This is a genomic window from Nonomuraea mesophila (genome assembly GCF_004352805.1).
Lineage (GTDB): Bacteria > Actinomycetota > Actinomycetes > Streptosporangiales > Streptosporangiaceae > Nonomuraea > Nonomuraea longispora.
The window spans coordinates 64,472-78,241 of sequence record NZ_SMLD01000007.1 but is presented as its reverse complement, the minus strand read 5'-3'; the positions used below and the strand labels follow the sequence as shown (position 1 = coordinate 78,241).

Annotated in this window: 17 protein-coding genes and 5 tRNA genes; 5 read left to right on the top strand and 17 right to left on the bottom strand. The window is 71.5% G+C overall.

From position 1 onward, the window contains the following. Nucleotides 1-55 precede the first annotated feature (55 nt). Complete coding sequence (locus E1295_RS04555) at nt 56-733, top strand: GAP family protein (protein WP_132628385.1); 678 nt, start codon at nt 56-58, stop codon at nt 731-733. Here the strand turns inward: E1295_RS04555 and E1295_RS04550 are convergent. From E1295_RS04550 to E1295_RS04490, 14 genes are all read right to left on the bottom strand, one after another. Beyond that, entirely contained in the window at nt 717-1,022 is a 306-nt protein-coding gene (locus E1295_RS04550) for a DUF6204 family protein (RefSeq protein ID WP_132628384.1), read from the bottom strand. The genes E1295_RS04555 and E1295_RS04550 overlap by 17 nt on opposite strands. Beyond that, the gene (locus tag E1295_RS04545) at nt 1,010-1,663 is read right to left on the bottom strand and encodes a TetR/AcrR family transcriptional regulator (protein ID WP_132628383.1); all 654 of its coding nucleotides are present in this window, start codon (nt 1,661-1,663) and stop codon (nt 1,010-1,012) included. The genes E1295_RS04550 and E1295_RS04545 overlap by 13 nt, the downstream gene beginning before the upstream one ends. Before the next feature lie 167 nt (nt 1,664-1,830). Then, nucleotides 1,831-2,061 carry a hypothetical protein gene (locus E1295_RS04540; RefSeq protein WP_181957951.1) on the bottom strand — a complete coding sequence of 77 codons (231 nt, stop codon included), beginning with the start codon at nt 2,059-2,061 and terminating at the stop codon, nt 1,831-1,833. Nucleotides 2,062-2,216: 155 nt separating this feature from the next. Beyond that, nucleotides 2,217-2,852 (bottom strand): response regulator transcription factor, encoded by a 636-nt coding sequence (locus E1295_RS04535; RefSeq protein ID WP_132628382.1) that lies wholly within the window; start codon nt 2,850-2,852, stop codon nt 2,217-2,219. Beyond that, nucleotides 2,845-4,083, bottom strand: coding sequence for a sensor histidine kinase (locus E1295_RS04530; RefSeq protein WP_132628381.1), 1,239 nt, complete (start codon nt 4,081-4,083; stop codon nt 2,845-2,847). The genes E1295_RS04535 and E1295_RS04530 overlap by 8 nt, the downstream gene beginning before the upstream one ends. A gap of 3 nt (nt 4,084-4,086) precedes the next feature. After that, the gene (locus E1295_RS04525) at nt 4,087-4,791 is read right to left on the bottom strand and encodes an ABC transporter permease (RefSeq protein WP_132628380.1); all 705 of its coding nucleotides are present in this window, start codon (nt 4,789-4,791) and stop codon (nt 4,087-4,089) included. An 11-nt stretch (nt 4,792-4,802) separates the two neighbouring features. Continuing rightward, the gene (locus E1295_RS04520) at nt 4,803-5,720 is read right to left on the bottom strand and encodes an ABC transporter ATP-binding protein (protein WP_132628379.1); all 918 of its coding nucleotides are present in this window, start codon (nt 5,718-5,720) and stop codon (nt 4,803-4,805) included. 179 nt (nt 5,721-5,899) lie between these two features. Then, nucleotides 5,900-6,658 (bottom strand): PIG-L deacetylase family protein, encoded by a 759-nt coding sequence (locus E1295_RS04515; RefSeq protein WP_132628378.1) that lies wholly within the window; start codon nt 6,656-6,658, stop codon nt 5,900-5,902. A 188-nt stretch (nt 6,659-6,846) separates the two neighbouring features. Next, complete coding sequence (locus tag E1295_RS04510; protein ID WP_132628377.1) at nt 6,847-7,665, bottom strand: nitroreductase/quinone reductase family protein; 819 nt, start codon at nt 7,663-7,665, stop codon at nt 6,847-6,849. Between the two features lie 275 nt (nt 7,666-7,940). Continuing rightward, nucleotides 7,941-8,012: transfer RNA gene (locus tag E1295_RS48480), tRNA-OTHER, on the bottom strand. 37 nt (nt 8,013-8,049) lie between these two features. Further along, nucleotides 8,050-8,129: transfer RNA gene (locus E1295_RS04505), tRNA-Tyr, on the bottom strand. 15 nt (nt 8,130-8,144) lie between these two features. Then, nucleotides 8,145-8,221: transfer RNA gene (locus E1295_RS04500), tRNA-Val, on the bottom strand. A gap of 14 nt (nt 8,222-8,235) precedes the next feature. Further along, nucleotides 8,236-8,310 (bottom strand) — tRNA-Arg (locus E1295_RS04495). Nucleotides 8,311-8,333: 23 nt separating this feature from the next. Next, nucleotides 8,334-8,406 (bottom strand) — tRNA-Leu (locus tag E1295_RS04490). Between the two features lie 372 nt (nt 8,407-8,778). Here E1295_RS04490 and E1295_RS04485 point away from each other — a divergent pair. After that, a complete protein-coding gene (locus tag E1295_RS04485) occupies nt 8,779-9,573 on the top strand; it encodes a MerR family transcriptional regulator (protein ID WP_132628376.1) in 795 nt (264 codons plus the stop codon). A gap of 3 nt (nt 9,574-9,576) precedes the next feature. Here the strand turns inward: E1295_RS04485 and E1295_RS04480 are convergent, their stop codons facing one another. Beyond that, a complete protein-coding gene (locus tag E1295_RS04480; RefSeq protein ID WP_132628375.1) occupies nt 9,577-9,999 on the bottom strand; it encodes a nuclear transport factor 2 family protein in 423 nt (140 codons plus the stop codon). A gap of 83 nt (nt 10,000-10,082) precedes the next feature. Between E1295_RS04480 and E1295_RS04475 the strand changes: the two genes are divergently transcribed. The 3 genes from E1295_RS04475 to E1295_RS04465 all read left to right on the top strand — a co-directional run bounded on the left by E1295_RS04475 (nt 10,083) and on the right by E1295_RS04465 (nt 12,167). Next, nucleotides 10,083-10,652 carry a PadR family transcriptional regulator gene (locus tag E1295_RS04475; RefSeq protein WP_132628374.1) on the top strand — a complete coding sequence of 190 codons (570 nt, stop codon included), beginning with the start codon at nt 10,083-10,085 and terminating at the stop codon, nt 10,650-10,652. Then, nucleotides 10,639-11,445 (top strand): SGNH/GDSL hydrolase family protein, encoded by an 807-nt coding sequence (locus tag E1295_RS04470; protein WP_132628373.1) that lies wholly within the window; start codon nt 10,639-10,641, stop codon nt 11,443-11,445. The genes E1295_RS04475 and E1295_RS04470 overlap by 14 nt, the downstream gene beginning before the upstream one ends. A 65-nt stretch (nt 11,446-11,510) precedes the next feature. Next, nucleotides 11,511-12,167, top strand: a complete 657-nt coding sequence (locus E1295_RS04465; protein WP_132628372.1) for a maleylpyruvate isomerase N-terminal domain-containing protein — start codon at nt 11,511-11,513, stop codon at nt 12,165-12,167. A gap of 4 nt (nt 12,168-12,171) precedes the next feature. Here the strand turns inward: E1295_RS04465 and E1295_RS04460 are convergent, their stop codons facing one another. After that, nucleotides 12,172-12,714 carry a dihydrofolate reductase family protein gene (locus E1295_RS04460; RefSeq protein WP_132628371.1) on the bottom strand — a complete coding sequence of 181 codons (543 nt, stop codon included), beginning with the start codon at nt 12,712-12,714 and terminating at the stop codon, nt 12,172-12,174. Nucleotides 12,715-12,796: 82 nt separating this feature from the next. Next, nucleotides 12,797-13,750 (bottom strand): LysR family transcriptional regulator, encoded by a 954-nt coding sequence (locus tag E1295_RS04455; RefSeq protein WP_132628370.1) that lies wholly within the window; start codon nt 13,748-13,750, stop codon nt 12,797-12,799. Nucleotides 13,751-13,770 lie beyond the last annotated feature (20 nt).

The window sequence follows — 13,770 nt, the reverse complement described above, 5'->3', positions numbered from 1 at the left end:
AGTATGATGACACGCACGTGTTACTACGGCTGGTCCACTCCCCCAGGAGACAGCTTTGCCCATCGAAACGGTCGTGGCGGTGCTCGGGCTGGCCCTGCTCGACACGCTGAGCCCCGCGGTCATCGGCATAACGCTCTATCTGCTGCTCGCCAGGCCGCGCCGCGTGGGCGCGCTGCTCGGCGTCTATCTCGCCACGGTCGCGCTCGCCTATTTCGCCCTGGGCGCGCTGCTCATGCTCGGCCTCAACGCCCTCGTGCCCCGCGTCGACGACGCCGTGTGGACCTGGGGACAGGTCGTCCTCGGCGCGGCGCTCCTCGTGGGCAGCTTCTTCATCCCCGACAAGGACCCTGGGCGCGCCTCCGTCACGACCCGGTCCTTCGCCATGCGCTCAATGGTGCTGCTGGGGCTGGGGACCTGGCTGTTCGAGTTCGCCACCGCCGTCCCCTACTTCGGCGCGATCGGCCTCATGACCGTCGCCGGCCTCCCCGCCGTCCAGTGGTCACCGCTCCTCGGCGCGTACGTCACCATCATGGTGATCCCCGGCCTCCTGCTCTTCGCCGCGTGGGCCGCCCTGGGCGAACGGATGCGTGACCGGTTCGAACGGTGGCAGGCCAGGCTCTCCTCCGGCTCACGCGCCACACTGCGCTGGATCGTCCGGATAGCGGGCGTCCTGATCGTGCTGGACGCGGCACCCGACCAGATCACCATCACCGCCCTCACGTGGACTCCGTGACCCCCGGCCGGCGTCGGATCTTGATGTCGCGCATGTCGGTCACCCCGATCTTCAGGATCTCGTACGGGTGTCCGTGCGCCTCCAGCGCGGCCATCGCGCCCAGCGCCGCCTCGTCCTCGCCGTCGTCCGGCCCCGCCGGCACCTGGCAGCGGAAGGTGAACGACGACACGGTCGAATCGTGGGTGAACGTACCGGCCTCGGTGAAGGCGGTGCCGCCCGCGGCCAGCACCCCGGCCCTGCCGGACTCGTCGAGCCCCGTGAACTTGCCCCTGATGGTCACCCTGAACATGGTCGTTCCTCTCGTACGGCATAGCCGAGAACCCGCTCGCCGAGCACGCTCTCCACGGTGTCGAGCAGTTCCAGCACCCGCTCGGCGATCAGCTCCGGCGGCTCCCCCGCAGTGGTGCGGCGGGCGATGTCCTCCATCACCAGCGCGTGCACCGACCCGATGTGCCAGGCCATCACGCGCGGCAGCCGATCGTCCGGGGCCGCGCCGCCCTCCTCGGCCAGCGCGGCGGCCAGCGCCTCCGTCATCCGGCGGCCCAGGCTCTCCAGCCGGGCGGCCAGCGTGGGGGCGGCCAGCATCATCTCCAGGACCCGCCCGAACCCCGGGCTGAGCCCCACCTGGCGCTCACGCCCGCGCACCTCCTGGCGCAGCCGCCGCAGCACGGCCCCCGCCGCCGACTCGCCCGGCTCGCGCGCCCGCACGATGTCGGCGAGCCGCTGAGGCGAGGCCTCCTGCGGCGGCAGGACCAGGTCCTCCTTGGAGTCGAAGTAGTTGTAGACGGTGTTGACCGACACCTCGGCCGCCGCCGCGACCTCGGCGATCGTCACGCCGTCGAAGCCGCGCGCCACGAACAGGCCGAGGGCCACCTCGCTGATGTGCTGCCGCGTCAGCCGCTTCTTCCGCTCCCGCAGCCCTTCCGTCATGGAACAGGAATTTACTGCAAAATATAGTCGACTGCAAACTTGCATCCGACTCCGCTTCAGCGCGCCTGACGCCGTCAGATGCCGAGACAGGTCAGTACGGTCCTCCACTCGGGTCGGCGCGACCACCCCCGGCTCCAGGCCCAGCTCGATCCCCCGCCCTCGACTGATCAGCCGGTGTGCGCCTCGATCTTGCGTACGCCCGCCACCATGGTGAGCTGCCCGGACTCGAACAGCCGCAGCAGCGCTGCGGCGTTCACCGGCACCATGGGCGAGGCCGTGCTGGTGGCCGGCCGGAAGTGCCCGCGCAGCCGTTCACGGTCGGGCTCGGGCAGCAGCCGCCAGGCGTGCGGGCCGACGGTGTGGGCGGTCTCCTGCGAGCTGGCGTCTTCCACTCCCATCTGCCCCTGAATAACCAGGTTGCCGATCCCCCTGAGCAGCCCTGCATAGACGCTCATCAGGGTCGAGGCGGGTTCACGGCCGAGAAGCTGAGCGCCGGTGTGGGAAGACGGAAAGCCCCGCCCGCACCGGGCACCCGCTGAGACTCAGCGAACGGTCACCCTCTGGGGAGGAGGCCACGCTGGAAGGCGGCGGCGACCGCCGACGCCCGGTCGTTGACGCCCAGCTTGGCGTAGATGTGCAGCAGGTGCGTCTTGACCGTGGCCTCGCTGATGAACAGGCGGGCGGCCGCCTCCCGGTTGGTGGTGCCCTGCGCGATCAGGTCGAGGATCTCCAGCTCCCGCCCGCTCAGCGGATCGGCGGGGGCGCGTACCTGGCCGAGCAGGCGGGTGGCCACCGACGGGGAGAGCGCGGCCTCCCCGCGCGCCGCCGCGGCGACCGCGCGAGCCAGTTCCTCCCTCAGCGCGTCCTTGAGGAGGTAGCCGGTCGCGCCCGCCTCGATCGCGGGAAGCACGTCGCTGTCGGTGTCGTACGTGGTCAGCACCAGCACCCGCGCCTTGAGACCCAGCCGGGCCAGCTCCCTGATGGCCGTCACCCCGTCCATTCTCGGCATCCGCAGGTCCATGAGGATCACGTCGGGATCGAGCGCCCGCGCCAGGTCGACCGCCTGGGCGCCGTCGCCGGCCTCGGCGACCACCTCGAACCCCGGGTCGCCGGCGAACATGCCGCGGATGCCGTCGCGGACGATGGGGTGGTCGTCGGCTATCAGCAGCCGGACGGGGGCCTCAGGCACTCCGGGACTCCTCAGGGGTGATGGCGGCGAGCGCGGTGACGGCGGGCACGACGGCGGAGACGGCGGTGCCGGCCCCGGGCTCGGACTCGATCTCGAAGGCGCCCGCCAGGCGGGTCACCCGGTCGCGCATCGACGCCAGGCCGAAGCCGCCGCCGTCGAGCGCGCGCGCCCGGTCGAAACCCGCGCCGTCGTCGCGCACGTCGAGGCTGACCACGTCCTCCATGTAGGACAGCGTGAGCCCGGCCCGCGACGCGCCGGCGTGCTTGGCGATGTTGGCCAGCGCCTCCTGGGAGATGCGGAGCAGGGTCGCCTCGACCTCCGGGTGCAGCGGACGTGCCGTACCGGTCGTGGACACCTCCACGCGCACGGCGTTCAGCTCCGACCACCGGGCGGCGATCTCCGCGAGCGCCGCCGGCAGCGGGGCCGACTCCAGCGGGCCCGGCTGGACGGCGTGCACGGACCTGCGGGCCTCGGTCAGGCTGTCGCGGGCCAGCCCCATCGCGTGGTCGAGGTGCCGCCGCCACGCCCGCGGATCGGCCTCGGTCTGCACGGCCGCCTGTAGCTGGGTGATGATGCCGGTCAGCCCCTGGGCAAGCGTGTCGTGGATCTCCCTGGCCATGCGCTGGCGTTCGTCGAGCACACCGGCTTCGCGGGCCTGGACGAGCAGCTGGGCGTGCAGGCCGGCGTTCTCCCGCATCGCCTCCTCCAGCCGCGTCACCATGCGCTTGCGTTCGGCGCTGCGCTCGGCCGTGACCTCGCCGACGAAGCTGAACAGGCTGACCCCCGCCACGATGGCGGCGGTGAACAGCACGTGGGTGGCGATCGCGGGCGCGGTGGGCTCGGGCAGCCCTCCGCTGAAGGTCGTGATCGAGATGGCCGCCGTGGCCGCCACCCCGGCGAACCTCCACATCCCCCTGAGCAGGCTCCAGGAATGCAGGTATCCGACGAAGGCGAAGAAACTGCCGAACCACAGGCCCCGCGAGCAGAGCACCGCGATCAGGATCACCAGGCCCGCGACGTAAACTCCCGGCCGGCGATCGTGCATCAGCCGGATCCACGCCGCGGCCAGCACCGCCAGGCCGAGCGTGACCAGATGGTACGTTCCCGGCCGGTCGTCGGCCAGCCACGACAACATCACCGAGACGGCCAGCAGGAGGTAAGGGACGGCGGTGAGCAGCCGCTGCAGCAGCCGCTCCCACCGGTCCAGACGGGCGCCGTCCCCTGTCGTCATCACTCACTCCCAGCGGAAGAACCTGGCCGCGGCGAGACTGACGATCACCGCGTACGCGGTCATGACCCCCAGCCCCAGCGGGTCCGGCGACAGTCCCGCCCAGACGTCGTGCAGGGCCTGCCGGAAGGCGCCCAGAGGGGTGAATGCGCCGATGCGCGCCAGGATATCCGGCATCTGGTCGACCGGCTGCATGAGTCCGGCCAGGTAGGCCAGCGGGAAGTACAGCAGCACGCCCACCCCGTTGGCGGTGCGCCCGTTCGCCGCGAGGGCCGCGATCAGCAGGCCGACGGCGAACATCGCGGCCGTGCCGAGCAGGAAGACCCCGGCGACCGGCAGCACCTGGGAGGGCACGTGCGCGCCCAGGACAGTGCCCGCGACCGCGACCAGCAGCGCGCAGGCGGTCAGCGCCAGCACCAGCTGCAGGATGAGCTGCACCGCCAGCATGCTGCCCGGTCGCACCGGGGTGGTGGAGAGCCGGCGCAGGATGCCCCGCTCGCGGTAAGTGGCCAGGGTGGTCGGCAGCTGGTACATGCCGACGAGCCCGACGGCGAGAGCCAGCATCATCGGCAGCAGCACCCTGTCACCGGGCGGGATCGAGCTGCCGAAGACGACGAGGATGAACAGCGGGACGAGGATCGTGAACACGGAGCCGGGCTCGCGGGTCAGCAGCTTGAGCTCGACGGTGGTGAGCTTGGCGACGACGGTCATGGAGATCTTCCTCACGGGTGGAACGAACGGCCTGTCAGCGCGGTGAAGGCGTCGTCGAGCGTGCGCTTGTCGATGCGCAGGTCGGCGACGGCGATGAGGTTCCTGGCCAGGGCCGAGGTGACGGCCGTGGCGAAGTCCCCCCGGCCCGTCACGCTCACCCGGTCGCCGTCGCGGGTCACGCCCGAGACGCCGGGAAGCCCGCTCAGCAAGGCGATCGGGTCGCTTGCGCCGCCGGCCATCAGCGTGAACCGCATCTGGTGCTCGGCGTCGACCCCGTCGATCAGCTCGGCGGGGCTGCCGGTCGCGACGATGCCGCCCCCGTCGAAGACCGCGACCCGGTCGCAGAGCTCCTCCACCTCGTCCATGAAGTGGCTGACCAGGACCACCGTGACACCCGACGCCCGCACCTGCTTGATCAGCTCCCAGGTGGCCCGGCGGGCCTGCGGGTCCAGACCGCTCGTGAGCTCGTCGAGGAAGGCCACCTTCGGATTGCCCACCAGGGCCAGCGCGATGAACAGGCGCTGCTTCTGGCCGCCCGACAGCTTGCAGAACCGGGCGTCGCGCTTGCCCGCCAGCCCCCACTGCTCCAGCAGCTCGCGCCAGTCGTGCGGCTCGGCGTAGAAGGAGGCGTACAGGTCGAGCACCTCCCACACCTTGATGTTGTCGGGCAGCTGCGTGTGCTGCAGCTGCACCCCGATGCGCTCGCGCAGCGCCCGGCCGTCGCCGATCGGGTCCAGCCCGAGCACCCGGATCGTGCCGCCGTCGGGCCGCCGCAGACCCTCCACGCACTCGACGGTGGTGGTCTTGCCGGTGCCGTTGGGGCCCAGCAGGCCGAAGATCTCGCCCATCTCGACGGAGAAGGAGACGCCGTCCAATACCGTGTGGCCGCCGTACCTCTTGGTGAGGCCGGCGACGTCGATGACTGCCATGCGTCCATCATGATTTCCCAGCTCACACCGGGGATCGACCCGCCGGCCATGATCGGCGGCCGAAGGGGCTGAGCGCACGATCAACCGATCGGTGGATGGCGCGCCCAGCCTTGCCGTGCTCGGGGCCGGTCGAGATCGCCGCGGCAGCAGGCGTCACCGGCAGGGTCACTCCCGCAGGATCAGTCCTGGAGGGCTTCGGCGTCGAAGTCCGGTGGTGCCTGCAGATCGTGGGCGCGGAACAGAACGGCGTGCTCGACGCCCATGGTCTTGCCGCTCATCGCGGTGAACTTCGGGATGAGGTCACCGGGGGCGGGGTGTCCCGGAAGTGCGGCCAGGTACGCAGCGTGCGCCTCCAGCGAGGCGATGCCGCGCCGCAGCGGTTCGCCCGTGACCTCGACGCCGTGCGTCGCGGAGCCGGGGAGCGCGGGGAGGATGAACCAGCGTACGGAGTGCGGTTGGAGGTCCTCGTCGTCGACCTGCTCCGCGAAGACCCACCGGTTGCCCGCGTCGCGCACCGCGTCGAGCGTCGCGAGCCCGGCCGCGCGGTGGTCGGCCTGGTCGAACCCGTAGGGCGTCTCGATCTCGTATCCGGTGCCGAGCACGACGTCGGGCTTGAACCGGCGGATCTCCCGGCAGATGTCCCGGCGCAGGTCGAGCCCGTAGACGAGCACGCCGTCCGGATGGTCGAGGACGGTCAGGTGTTCGACGCCGACGACCTGGCAGGCGGCCCGCTGCTCGGCGACGCGCAGGCGGGCCGTCTCCTGGGGAGGGTTCGGCATGCCGGCCTCACCGCGGGTGAGCAGGAGGTAGCCGACCTCGATGCCGCGCGCGGTCCAGCGGGCGACGGCCGTGGAGGCGCCGTATTCCATGTCGTCAGGGTGCGCGACGACGCAGAGCACGCGCCGGAAGGACTCCTCGGGAAGGGGAGGCACTGTCATGCTGGTCTTCTTTCCGTGTCGGGGGGAGGCTCGCCGCCGGCTCTTCCATCGGAACCTACTCCGGAGCGGGTCATGCGCAAGCTCGACGCGGGTGGGGTGCATGGACGGGCTCGGATGCGCAGGCGTGGCGCGAACGGACGCCGTACGCGGCCGGCGAGCCCGGCACCGGCCGCGTACGGCGTTTCCGGTCAGCCGAGCAGCGGCAGGAGCTGCTCCTCCTCGTAGTCGAGGTGCGCCTCCAGCTCGTCGGAAAGCCGGTTCACCTCGGCCAGCAACTGCTCCGGCGCCAGGTCGTCGGCGGCCAGCGCGGACTGCCACCGCTCCAGCAGCCGCTGGACCGTCACGTGCTCGGCCCTCAGCCGCTCCAGCACGGGGGCCAGCTCCGGATAGCGGTTCTCCAGCGCCGGGAACATGAACCCGTCCTCGCCCTCATGGTGCACGTGCAGGCCCTGGCACAGGGTCAGGCAGTTGACCCGCAGTTGTGCGGCCAGGCGCGGGCCCAAGGCGGCGACCTCGCCGCGGATCAGCGCCAGCTCCCTGCGGAAGGCGTCGTGCACCTTCCTGAGCGCCTCGCCCGGCGAGCCGGCGGGCGGCCCGGCGTCGCGCTCGACGAGCGCGACCACCGGCAGGATTCTGCCCGCCTTGTCCTGGTACGTCCCCCATCCTGGGTCGGCCTCCACGGCCCGCGCGAACACGCGGTCGCGTTCCTCGCCCTCCAGTACGACAGCCGTCGCAGGATAGGTGAAGACGCCGTCCTCGACGGTGACCTCAGGGTTGGCGAGCACGTTGTGGTACCAGGCCGGGTGACGTGCAGAGCCGCCGGCCGAGGCGATGACGAGGACGCGGCCGCCGTCGGGCAGGTAGCCGAGCGGCGTCGTACGCCGTGCGCCCGTCTTCGCGCCGACGGTGGTCAGCAGGAGCAGCCTGGCTCCTTCGAAAGGGCCGCCGACCTGGCCCTGGTTGGCACGGAACTTGTCGATGATCTGCTGGTTGAAGTCGATGGGCATGCTGGTTCCTACGCTCCGGGCGGGTGTGGTGACGGCATGGGAGAACCCCGCACGGCATGCCGGCAACGGGCGGGTTCAGGACACCACCTGGGGCATGGGGCGACGCGCGGGGGCGGTCTGCTCAGGCAGCACCGAAGGCGTGGCTGGTCACGGCGTCATCCCCTTTGATCCGGCGCCTCCATGCCGCCCTGCGTCCTCGGGCGGGCGACACGCGACGCGGCCATCATTACGCCCCAGCGAGCGTGCGGCTGTCAAGCCGCACGGCGGCGGTGACGTGGAGACGCAGGCGAGAGTCGAACTCGCACGGGCGGCTTTGCAGGCCCCCCTCCGCACCGGCGAACTGCGCCAGGTCCGCCTCGGCCCCCATCCCGTCGAGGCGGATCGTGCGCGAGGACGGAGTCGAACCGCCACAGCCGAAGCGCCCGGTTTACAGCCGGGTGGGCTCTCCGATGCCCAGCTCGCGCGTGAGGAGAAAAGCGTGGTCGGCCCGGCAGGAATCGAACCCGCGACGCCCGGTGTGTAAGACCGGCGCTCTGACCGTCTGAGCTACAGGCCGTCATATGAACCACGTGGCCCCAGCAGGATTCGAACCTGCAACAGACCCGGCTTCGTAGGCCGGCGCTCTCTCCATTGAGCTATAGGGCCGAGAAATTGTTATCGGAGTTTCGTACGTCCGGCGGGATTCGAACCCGCACCACCCGGCTCCTGAGGCCGGTGCCTCTCCCGTTGGGCTACGGACGCGTGGAGCAGCAGCGGGGACTCGAAACCCGTCCTGCGCTCATGTAAGGGTCATGTGGGCACGGGAAAGAGAAAAGGCCGCCCGATGGGATCCGGCGGCCTCTGGATGCGTGTGGCGATAATCTATCCAGAGGCCGGCCCGGCCAGAGCGCAGCCGAGCACCACGAGCCGGCGACAGCCGCGCCGATAGTGCTCAAGCGTGGTGACTGCGTATCGCATGGCCGGCCTTTCCTGACGTTTTCGATCTCGACGGAGTAAACATTAACCGGCGGTCGCCGGCGGGTGCCACTTATTTATTCCGACGCACCGGCGGCCGGACTGGTTTCCGCCGTGGCCGGTTGTCCCTTCCCGGGGGGTGGAGGCTTTACTGGGGGCATGCGGATCGGAGAGCTGGCCGCGCTGCTCGGGGTGTCGACCCGGACGGTGCGCCACTACCACCAACAGGGCGTGCTGCCGGAGCCGCCGCGCCGGGCCAACGGATACCGCGACTACGGCATGCGCGACGCCGTCGCTCTGGCCCGCGTACGCCGCCTCGTCCAGCTCGGGCTGAGCCTGGAGGAGGCACGTGAGGTGATCGCCGAGGACCGGTCGAGGGAACTGCCCGAGATCCTCGCCGAGATCGACGCGGATCTGGCCAGGCAGGAGCGCGAGATCGGGGAGCGGCGGGCGAGGCTGGCGGAGCTGCTCAGGCGGGCCGGGCCGGGGCGGCTCGGCCCCGACGACGTCGCCTCGCCCGACCTGCTGGTGCTCCTTCGCGCGGTGAGCCTGCCCGAGTCGAAGGCGGCGGCCTGGGACCGCGAGCTGCTCATGGTGATGGACAGCGTGGCCGCCGAGCCCGGCAGGGGGCGCGCCCTCGCGCAGCTGGAGTCGGTCGCCGCCGATCCTGAGGCGGCGGCCGTGGGGCACGCGTTCTACCGCAGGCTGGACGAGCTGGCCGACGCCGAGCCGGGCGACCCCAGGATCGCGCCGCTGGCCAGGGCGCTGGCCGGCTACAGCATGGAGCACCTGCTGGCAGTCCTCGGGCCGGGGGCGCACGGATGGGACCCGGCGCAGCTCGAACCGTTCCTCGACGGGCTGGCCCCGGCCCAGGCCGAGGCCGTGCGCCAGGCGGTCGAGATCATCGCGACCGGGATCGGGACGGACGCCGGCGCGTCCACGACGACGGGGTAGGGCTCAGCGCTCCGGCAGGAGCCCTTCGGCGGCGAGGGCGTCGCCGACGGCCTCGCCCAGCGCCTCGACCGCGGACTTCGGGCGCACCATCACCGTGAACTCCTTGATCAGGCCGGCGTCGTCCAGGTGGATGAGGTCGATGCCGTGGATCTGCCTGCCGCGTACGGTGGCCGAGAAGACCAGGACGGTGGCCGGGCTGCCGGCGCCGTCGGCGTTGGTCTCAACCTCGCCGTCGAGCCTGCCGACGTACCGGAAGTCCTCGAAGACGCGCAGCAGCACGCCGAACAACCCCAGGATGGCGGCTCTGCCCTCGAAGGGCACGAACGTCACCGGGCTGTAGAAGCGCGCGTCGTCGGCGAACAGCGTGTTGATCTCGGTGAGGTCGCGCCGCTCGACGGCGGCGCGGAATCGGTCGGCGGCGGTCATGGCCGTCCTCCCTAGTCAGATTGTTGAATAGTCAGATCCTTGACTATCATGGCGGCATTCCCAGGAGAAGGGAGGAGGTCGCCATGGCACTGCGGCACGCCGTGCTGGCGGCACTGCTGGGCGAGGAGCTCAGCGGATACCAGCTGGCCAAGGCGTTCGACCTCGGCGTGGCCAACTTCTGGCACGCCCTCCCCCAGCAGCTCTACGCCGAGCTCACCCGTCTGGAGCACGACGGGCTGGTCAGCGGCCGGGAGGTGGTGCAGGACACCCGGCCCACCAAACGCCTGTTCACCGTGACCGACGCCGGCCTGGCCGAGCTGGAGCGGTTCGCGGCGACGCACAACAAACCGTCCTTCATCCGCGACGACCTGCTCGTGAAGGTCCAGGCCGCCGACCACATCGCCGCTGACGTGCTCATCGCGAAGCTCACGGAGCGGGCCGTGTTCGCCGACGCCAAGATCGATCTGCTCGGTGGCCTGCTGCGCAAGCTGCGCGGCGACATGAGCGAGGAGGAGTTCCTGCGATACGGCGAGCGCGTCGGCCCCTACCTGACGTGCCTGCGCGGCATCGCGTTCGAGCAGGGCAACCGAGACTGGTGCCGCCGGAGCGCGGCGATCCTGGAGCAGAGGCGGACGGCACATGCGCGAGGGTGACCACCGGCGTTACGTCGCCCTGGGCGACAGCCAGACCGAGGGAATGGGCGACGGCGACGACGTCAACGGCCTGCGCGGATGGGCCGACCGGCTCGCCGAGCTGCTCGCCGCCGCGAGCCCCGGCCTGCGCTACGCCAACCTGGCCGTACGCGGGCGCGTGGCCGCCCAGGTCCACGCCGAACAGCTCGGACCGGCCCTCGCCCTGCGTCCCGACCTGGCGACCGTCGTCGCAGGGGTCAATGACCTGCTGCGGCCCCGCTTCGACGCCGACGAGGTGGGCGACCACCTGGAGGCGATGTTCGCCGCGCTCACCGCCCAGGGCGCACGCGTGGCCACCCTCACCTTCCCCGACCTGGGGCGGATCACCCCGCTCGCACGCCCGTTCGGCCCGCGCGCCGCCGCGCTCAACCAGCGCATCCGAACCGCGGCCCGCCGCCACGGGGTGGTGGTCGCCGAGACCGCCCACCACCCCGTCGTCACGGACGCCCGGTTGTGGAGCCCCGACCGGCTGCACGCCGGCCCGCTCGGGCACGAACGCATCGCCGCGGCCGTCGCCCACGCGCTCGGGCTGCCGGACAGCAGCGACGCGTGGACCCGCCCGCTGCCGCCCGAGCCCGCCCGGTCCCGGTGGAGTGCCGCGGGCGCCGAGCTGCGCTGGGTCGCCGCCTTCCTCGGCCCCTGGGCCGGCAGACGCCTGCGCGGCCGCTCCTCCGGCGACGGCCGCACCGCCAAACGCCCGCACCTGCTGCCCGTCGCCGCGCCGGTCCCCTCGCAGGGGGAACGGACACCGTAGGCAGCGGCGCTGACCTCGGGGAAAGGCAGTTGTCCGCGTTCCCCGCACCGCACTACCGTGACCGGATGGATCTTTTCACGCGCTCCTGGACGGCGCTGCGCACAGCGGTCGCCGACCTGCCCGACGAGGACTTCGCGCGGCCGTCCGGCTGCGCCGGCTGGCTCGTGCGGGACCTGGCGTGTCACCTGGTCATCGACGCCCAGGACGTCCTGATCACGCTCGTGACACCGGCGGACGAGGAGCCGACCAGCGACGCGGTGACCTACTGGAAGGTCGGCTCGACGCCGCCCACCGGCGACGACCCGCTCGACGCGCTGATCGTCCGGCTGGCCGCCGCGTACGAGGAGCCACGGCTGCTCAAGTTCCACCTCGACGACGTCGGCTCCGCCGCCGGCCGCGCGGCCCGGCTCGCCGACCCCGCCCAGCGGGTCGCCACCCAGGACATGGTGCTCACCGCGGGCGACTATCTGTCGGCGTACGTGCTGGAGTGGACGCTGCACCACCTCGACCTGATCGCGCACCTGCCGGACGCGGAGCAACCTCCCGCCGAAGGGCTCGCCCGGTCCCGCGAGATGCTGGAGCAGCTCGCCGGGGCCGCCTTCCCCGCGTCGTTGTCCGACCGGGACGCGCTGCTCATCGGCACCGGACGGCAGGCCCCGGCCGACGCGGAGCGGGCCGCCCTGGGCGACCTGGCCGGGAGGCTCCCCTTCGTCATCGGATGACCGCTCACTTCGGGGTGTAGGTGAGGCCGAGGATGCCGTTGTCCAGCCGGGTGACGTCGTCCAGCTGGAGATGGGTGGGGTCGATCCCGTCGTACAGGCGCCCGCCGCTGCCCGCGATCACCGGGAACAACCAGAACAGGTATTCGTCGACCAGCCCGTGCCGGAGCAGGGTGCGGCTGAGCGTGCCGCCCGTGCCGACCTTCAGGATGTCGCCGCCGGGCTGTTTCTTCAGCCGGGCGACCTCCTCGACGACGTCCCCCTCGATGAGGGTGGTGTTCCAGGTGGTCTCCTTCAGCGTGGTCGAGGCGACGTACTTCGGGATGGTGTTCATCCGTACCGCGTAGTCGCCGAACTCCGCCTCCAGCCGCGGCCAGACCGGCGCGTGCGCCTCGTAGCTGAGCCGCCCGTAGAGCAGGGTGTCCACGGAGAAGAGCAGGTCGCGGGAGCGCTGTTCGAACTCCCCCGCCCAGTACGTGGCCAGCCAGTCCTGCGGGGTGCTGATCTGGCCGTCCAACGTCACCACGCCCTGCTCAATGATCTTCCGCATGGTCGTTCCTTTTCATCGACACGATTCGCTGTCTCACTGACGCGTCGAGCGGGACGGCCCGGGATCGACAGAGGACGCCGGATTATTTCTGGGAGAACGCGGCGCGGTCGGGTTGGGGCAGCCACTGGCGCCGCGGATCGTACGGGCGGAAGCCGGCGCGCACGCAGCCGGCGAGCGCGGCCAGCAGCGGATGCTGGTTCTGCCGGTGGAGGAGCAGCGAGCACGGATAGACGGGGACGGGGTCGACGACCGGGAGCTGGACGGTACGCGGGTGCCAGGGCAGCCGGCACGCCATGCCCACGAAACCGATGCGTCCCCCGGAGGCGATCTCCTCCACGAAATACTCCCAGCCGAAGTCCGGCCCGCTGTCGTCGATGGTGATGCCGAACGCGGTGCCCAGCAGGCGGTAGAAGTCGGCCCACTCGCTGCCGGGGACGTTGCCGGGCATCCACACGGTCGAGCCGGCCAGCCGTTCGACCTCCACCTCCCGAAGACCTGCCAGCGGATGGTCACGGCCGACCAGCACGTGCACGGGCTCCAGGTAGGCGGGCATGTGCCGCAGGTGCTCCTCCACAGGCCCGGCGACGCGGGCGAAGGCGGCGTCGATGGCTCCGCGGGCGAGCGCTTCGCGTGCCGACCTCAGGCCGTTGGAGGTGATGATCTCGATGTCGGCCTGCTCGGTGGCCTGGTGGAACGCCCTGACCAGGTCGACCGAGGCCGACAGCCGCGTGTCGAGCACGTCGATCCGCAGCGCGCGGCGCCGGCCGCGCAGCGCCTCCACCGCCTGGTCGGCGAGCCCGACGAGGGCACGCGCGTGCGGGAGGAACGCCCTGCCGTCCTCGGTGAGCGCGGCTCCGCTGCGCGAGCGGAAGAGCAGGGTCAGGCCGAGGCCCGACTCCAGCCGGGCGATCCGCTTGGAGATCGCCTGCTGGCTGATGCCGAGCCCGGCGGCGGCCTCGCCGAAGGAGCGGTCATCGGCGATGGCGACGAACGCGCGCACGGCGCCGAGATCCAGCTCCTTCGGCGCTTCGGTCACAACCGATGGTTGTGGCGGAT

Excerpts from the sequence above, each read along its gene's own strand:
- E1295_RS04525 (WP_132628380.1), bottom strand. The coding sequence starts at position 4,791 with ATGACCGTCGTCGCCAAGCTCACCACCGTCGAGCTCAAGCTGCTGACC.
- E1295_RS04545 (WP_132628383.1), bottom strand. The coding sequence starts at position 1,663 with ATGACGGAAGGGCTGCGGGAGCGGAAGAAGCGGCTGACGCGGCAGCAC.
- E1295_RS04550 (WP_132628384.1), bottom strand. The coding sequence starts at position 1,022 with ATGTTCAGGGTGACCATCAGGGGCAAGTTCACGGGGCTCGACGAGTCC.
- E1295_RS04480 (WP_132628375.1), bottom strand. The coding sequence starts at position 9,999 with ATGACCGCCGCCGACCGATTCCGCGCCGCCGTCGAGCGGCGCGACCTC.
- E1295_RS04515 (WP_132628378.1), bottom strand. The coding sequence starts at position 6,658 with ATGACAGTGCCTCCCCTTCCCGAGGAGTCCTTCCGGCGCGTGCTCTGC.
- E1295_RS04460 (WP_132628371.1), bottom strand. The coding sequence starts at position 12,714 with ATGCGGAAGATCATTGAGCAGGGCGTGGTGACGTTGGACGGCCAGATC.
- E1295_RS04520 (WP_132628379.1), bottom strand. The coding sequence starts at position 5,720 with ATGGCAGTCATCGACGTCGCCGGCCTCACCAAGAGGTACGGCGGCCAC.
- E1295_RS04470 (WP_132628373.1), top strand. The coding sequence starts at position 10,639 with ATGCGCGAGGGTGACCACCGGCGTTACGTCGCCCTGGGCGACAGCCAG.
- E1295_RS04530 (WP_132628381.1), bottom strand. The coding sequence starts at position 4,083 with ATGACGACAGGGGACGGCGCCCGTCTGGACCGGTGGGAGCGGCTGCTG.
- E1295_RS04475 (WP_132628374.1), top strand. The coding sequence starts at position 10,083 with ATGGCACTGCGGCACGCCGTGCTGGCGGCACTGCTGGGCGAGGAGCTC.
- E1295_RS04465 (WP_132628372.1), top strand. The coding sequence starts at position 11,511 with ATGGATCTTTTCACGCGCTCCTGGACGGCGCTGCGCACAGCGGTCGCC.
- E1295_RS04510 (WP_132628377.1), bottom strand. The coding sequence starts at position 7,665 with ATGCCCATCGACTTCAACCAGCAGATCATCGACAAGTTCCGTGCCAAC.
- E1295_RS04485 (WP_132628376.1), top strand. The coding sequence starts at position 8,779 with ATGCGGATCGGAGAGCTGGCCGCGCTGCTCGGGGTGTCGACCCGGACG.
- E1295_RS04540 (WP_181957951.1), bottom strand. The coding sequence starts at position 2,061 with ATGGGAGTGGAAGACGCCAGCTCGCAGGAGACCGCCCACACCGTCGGC.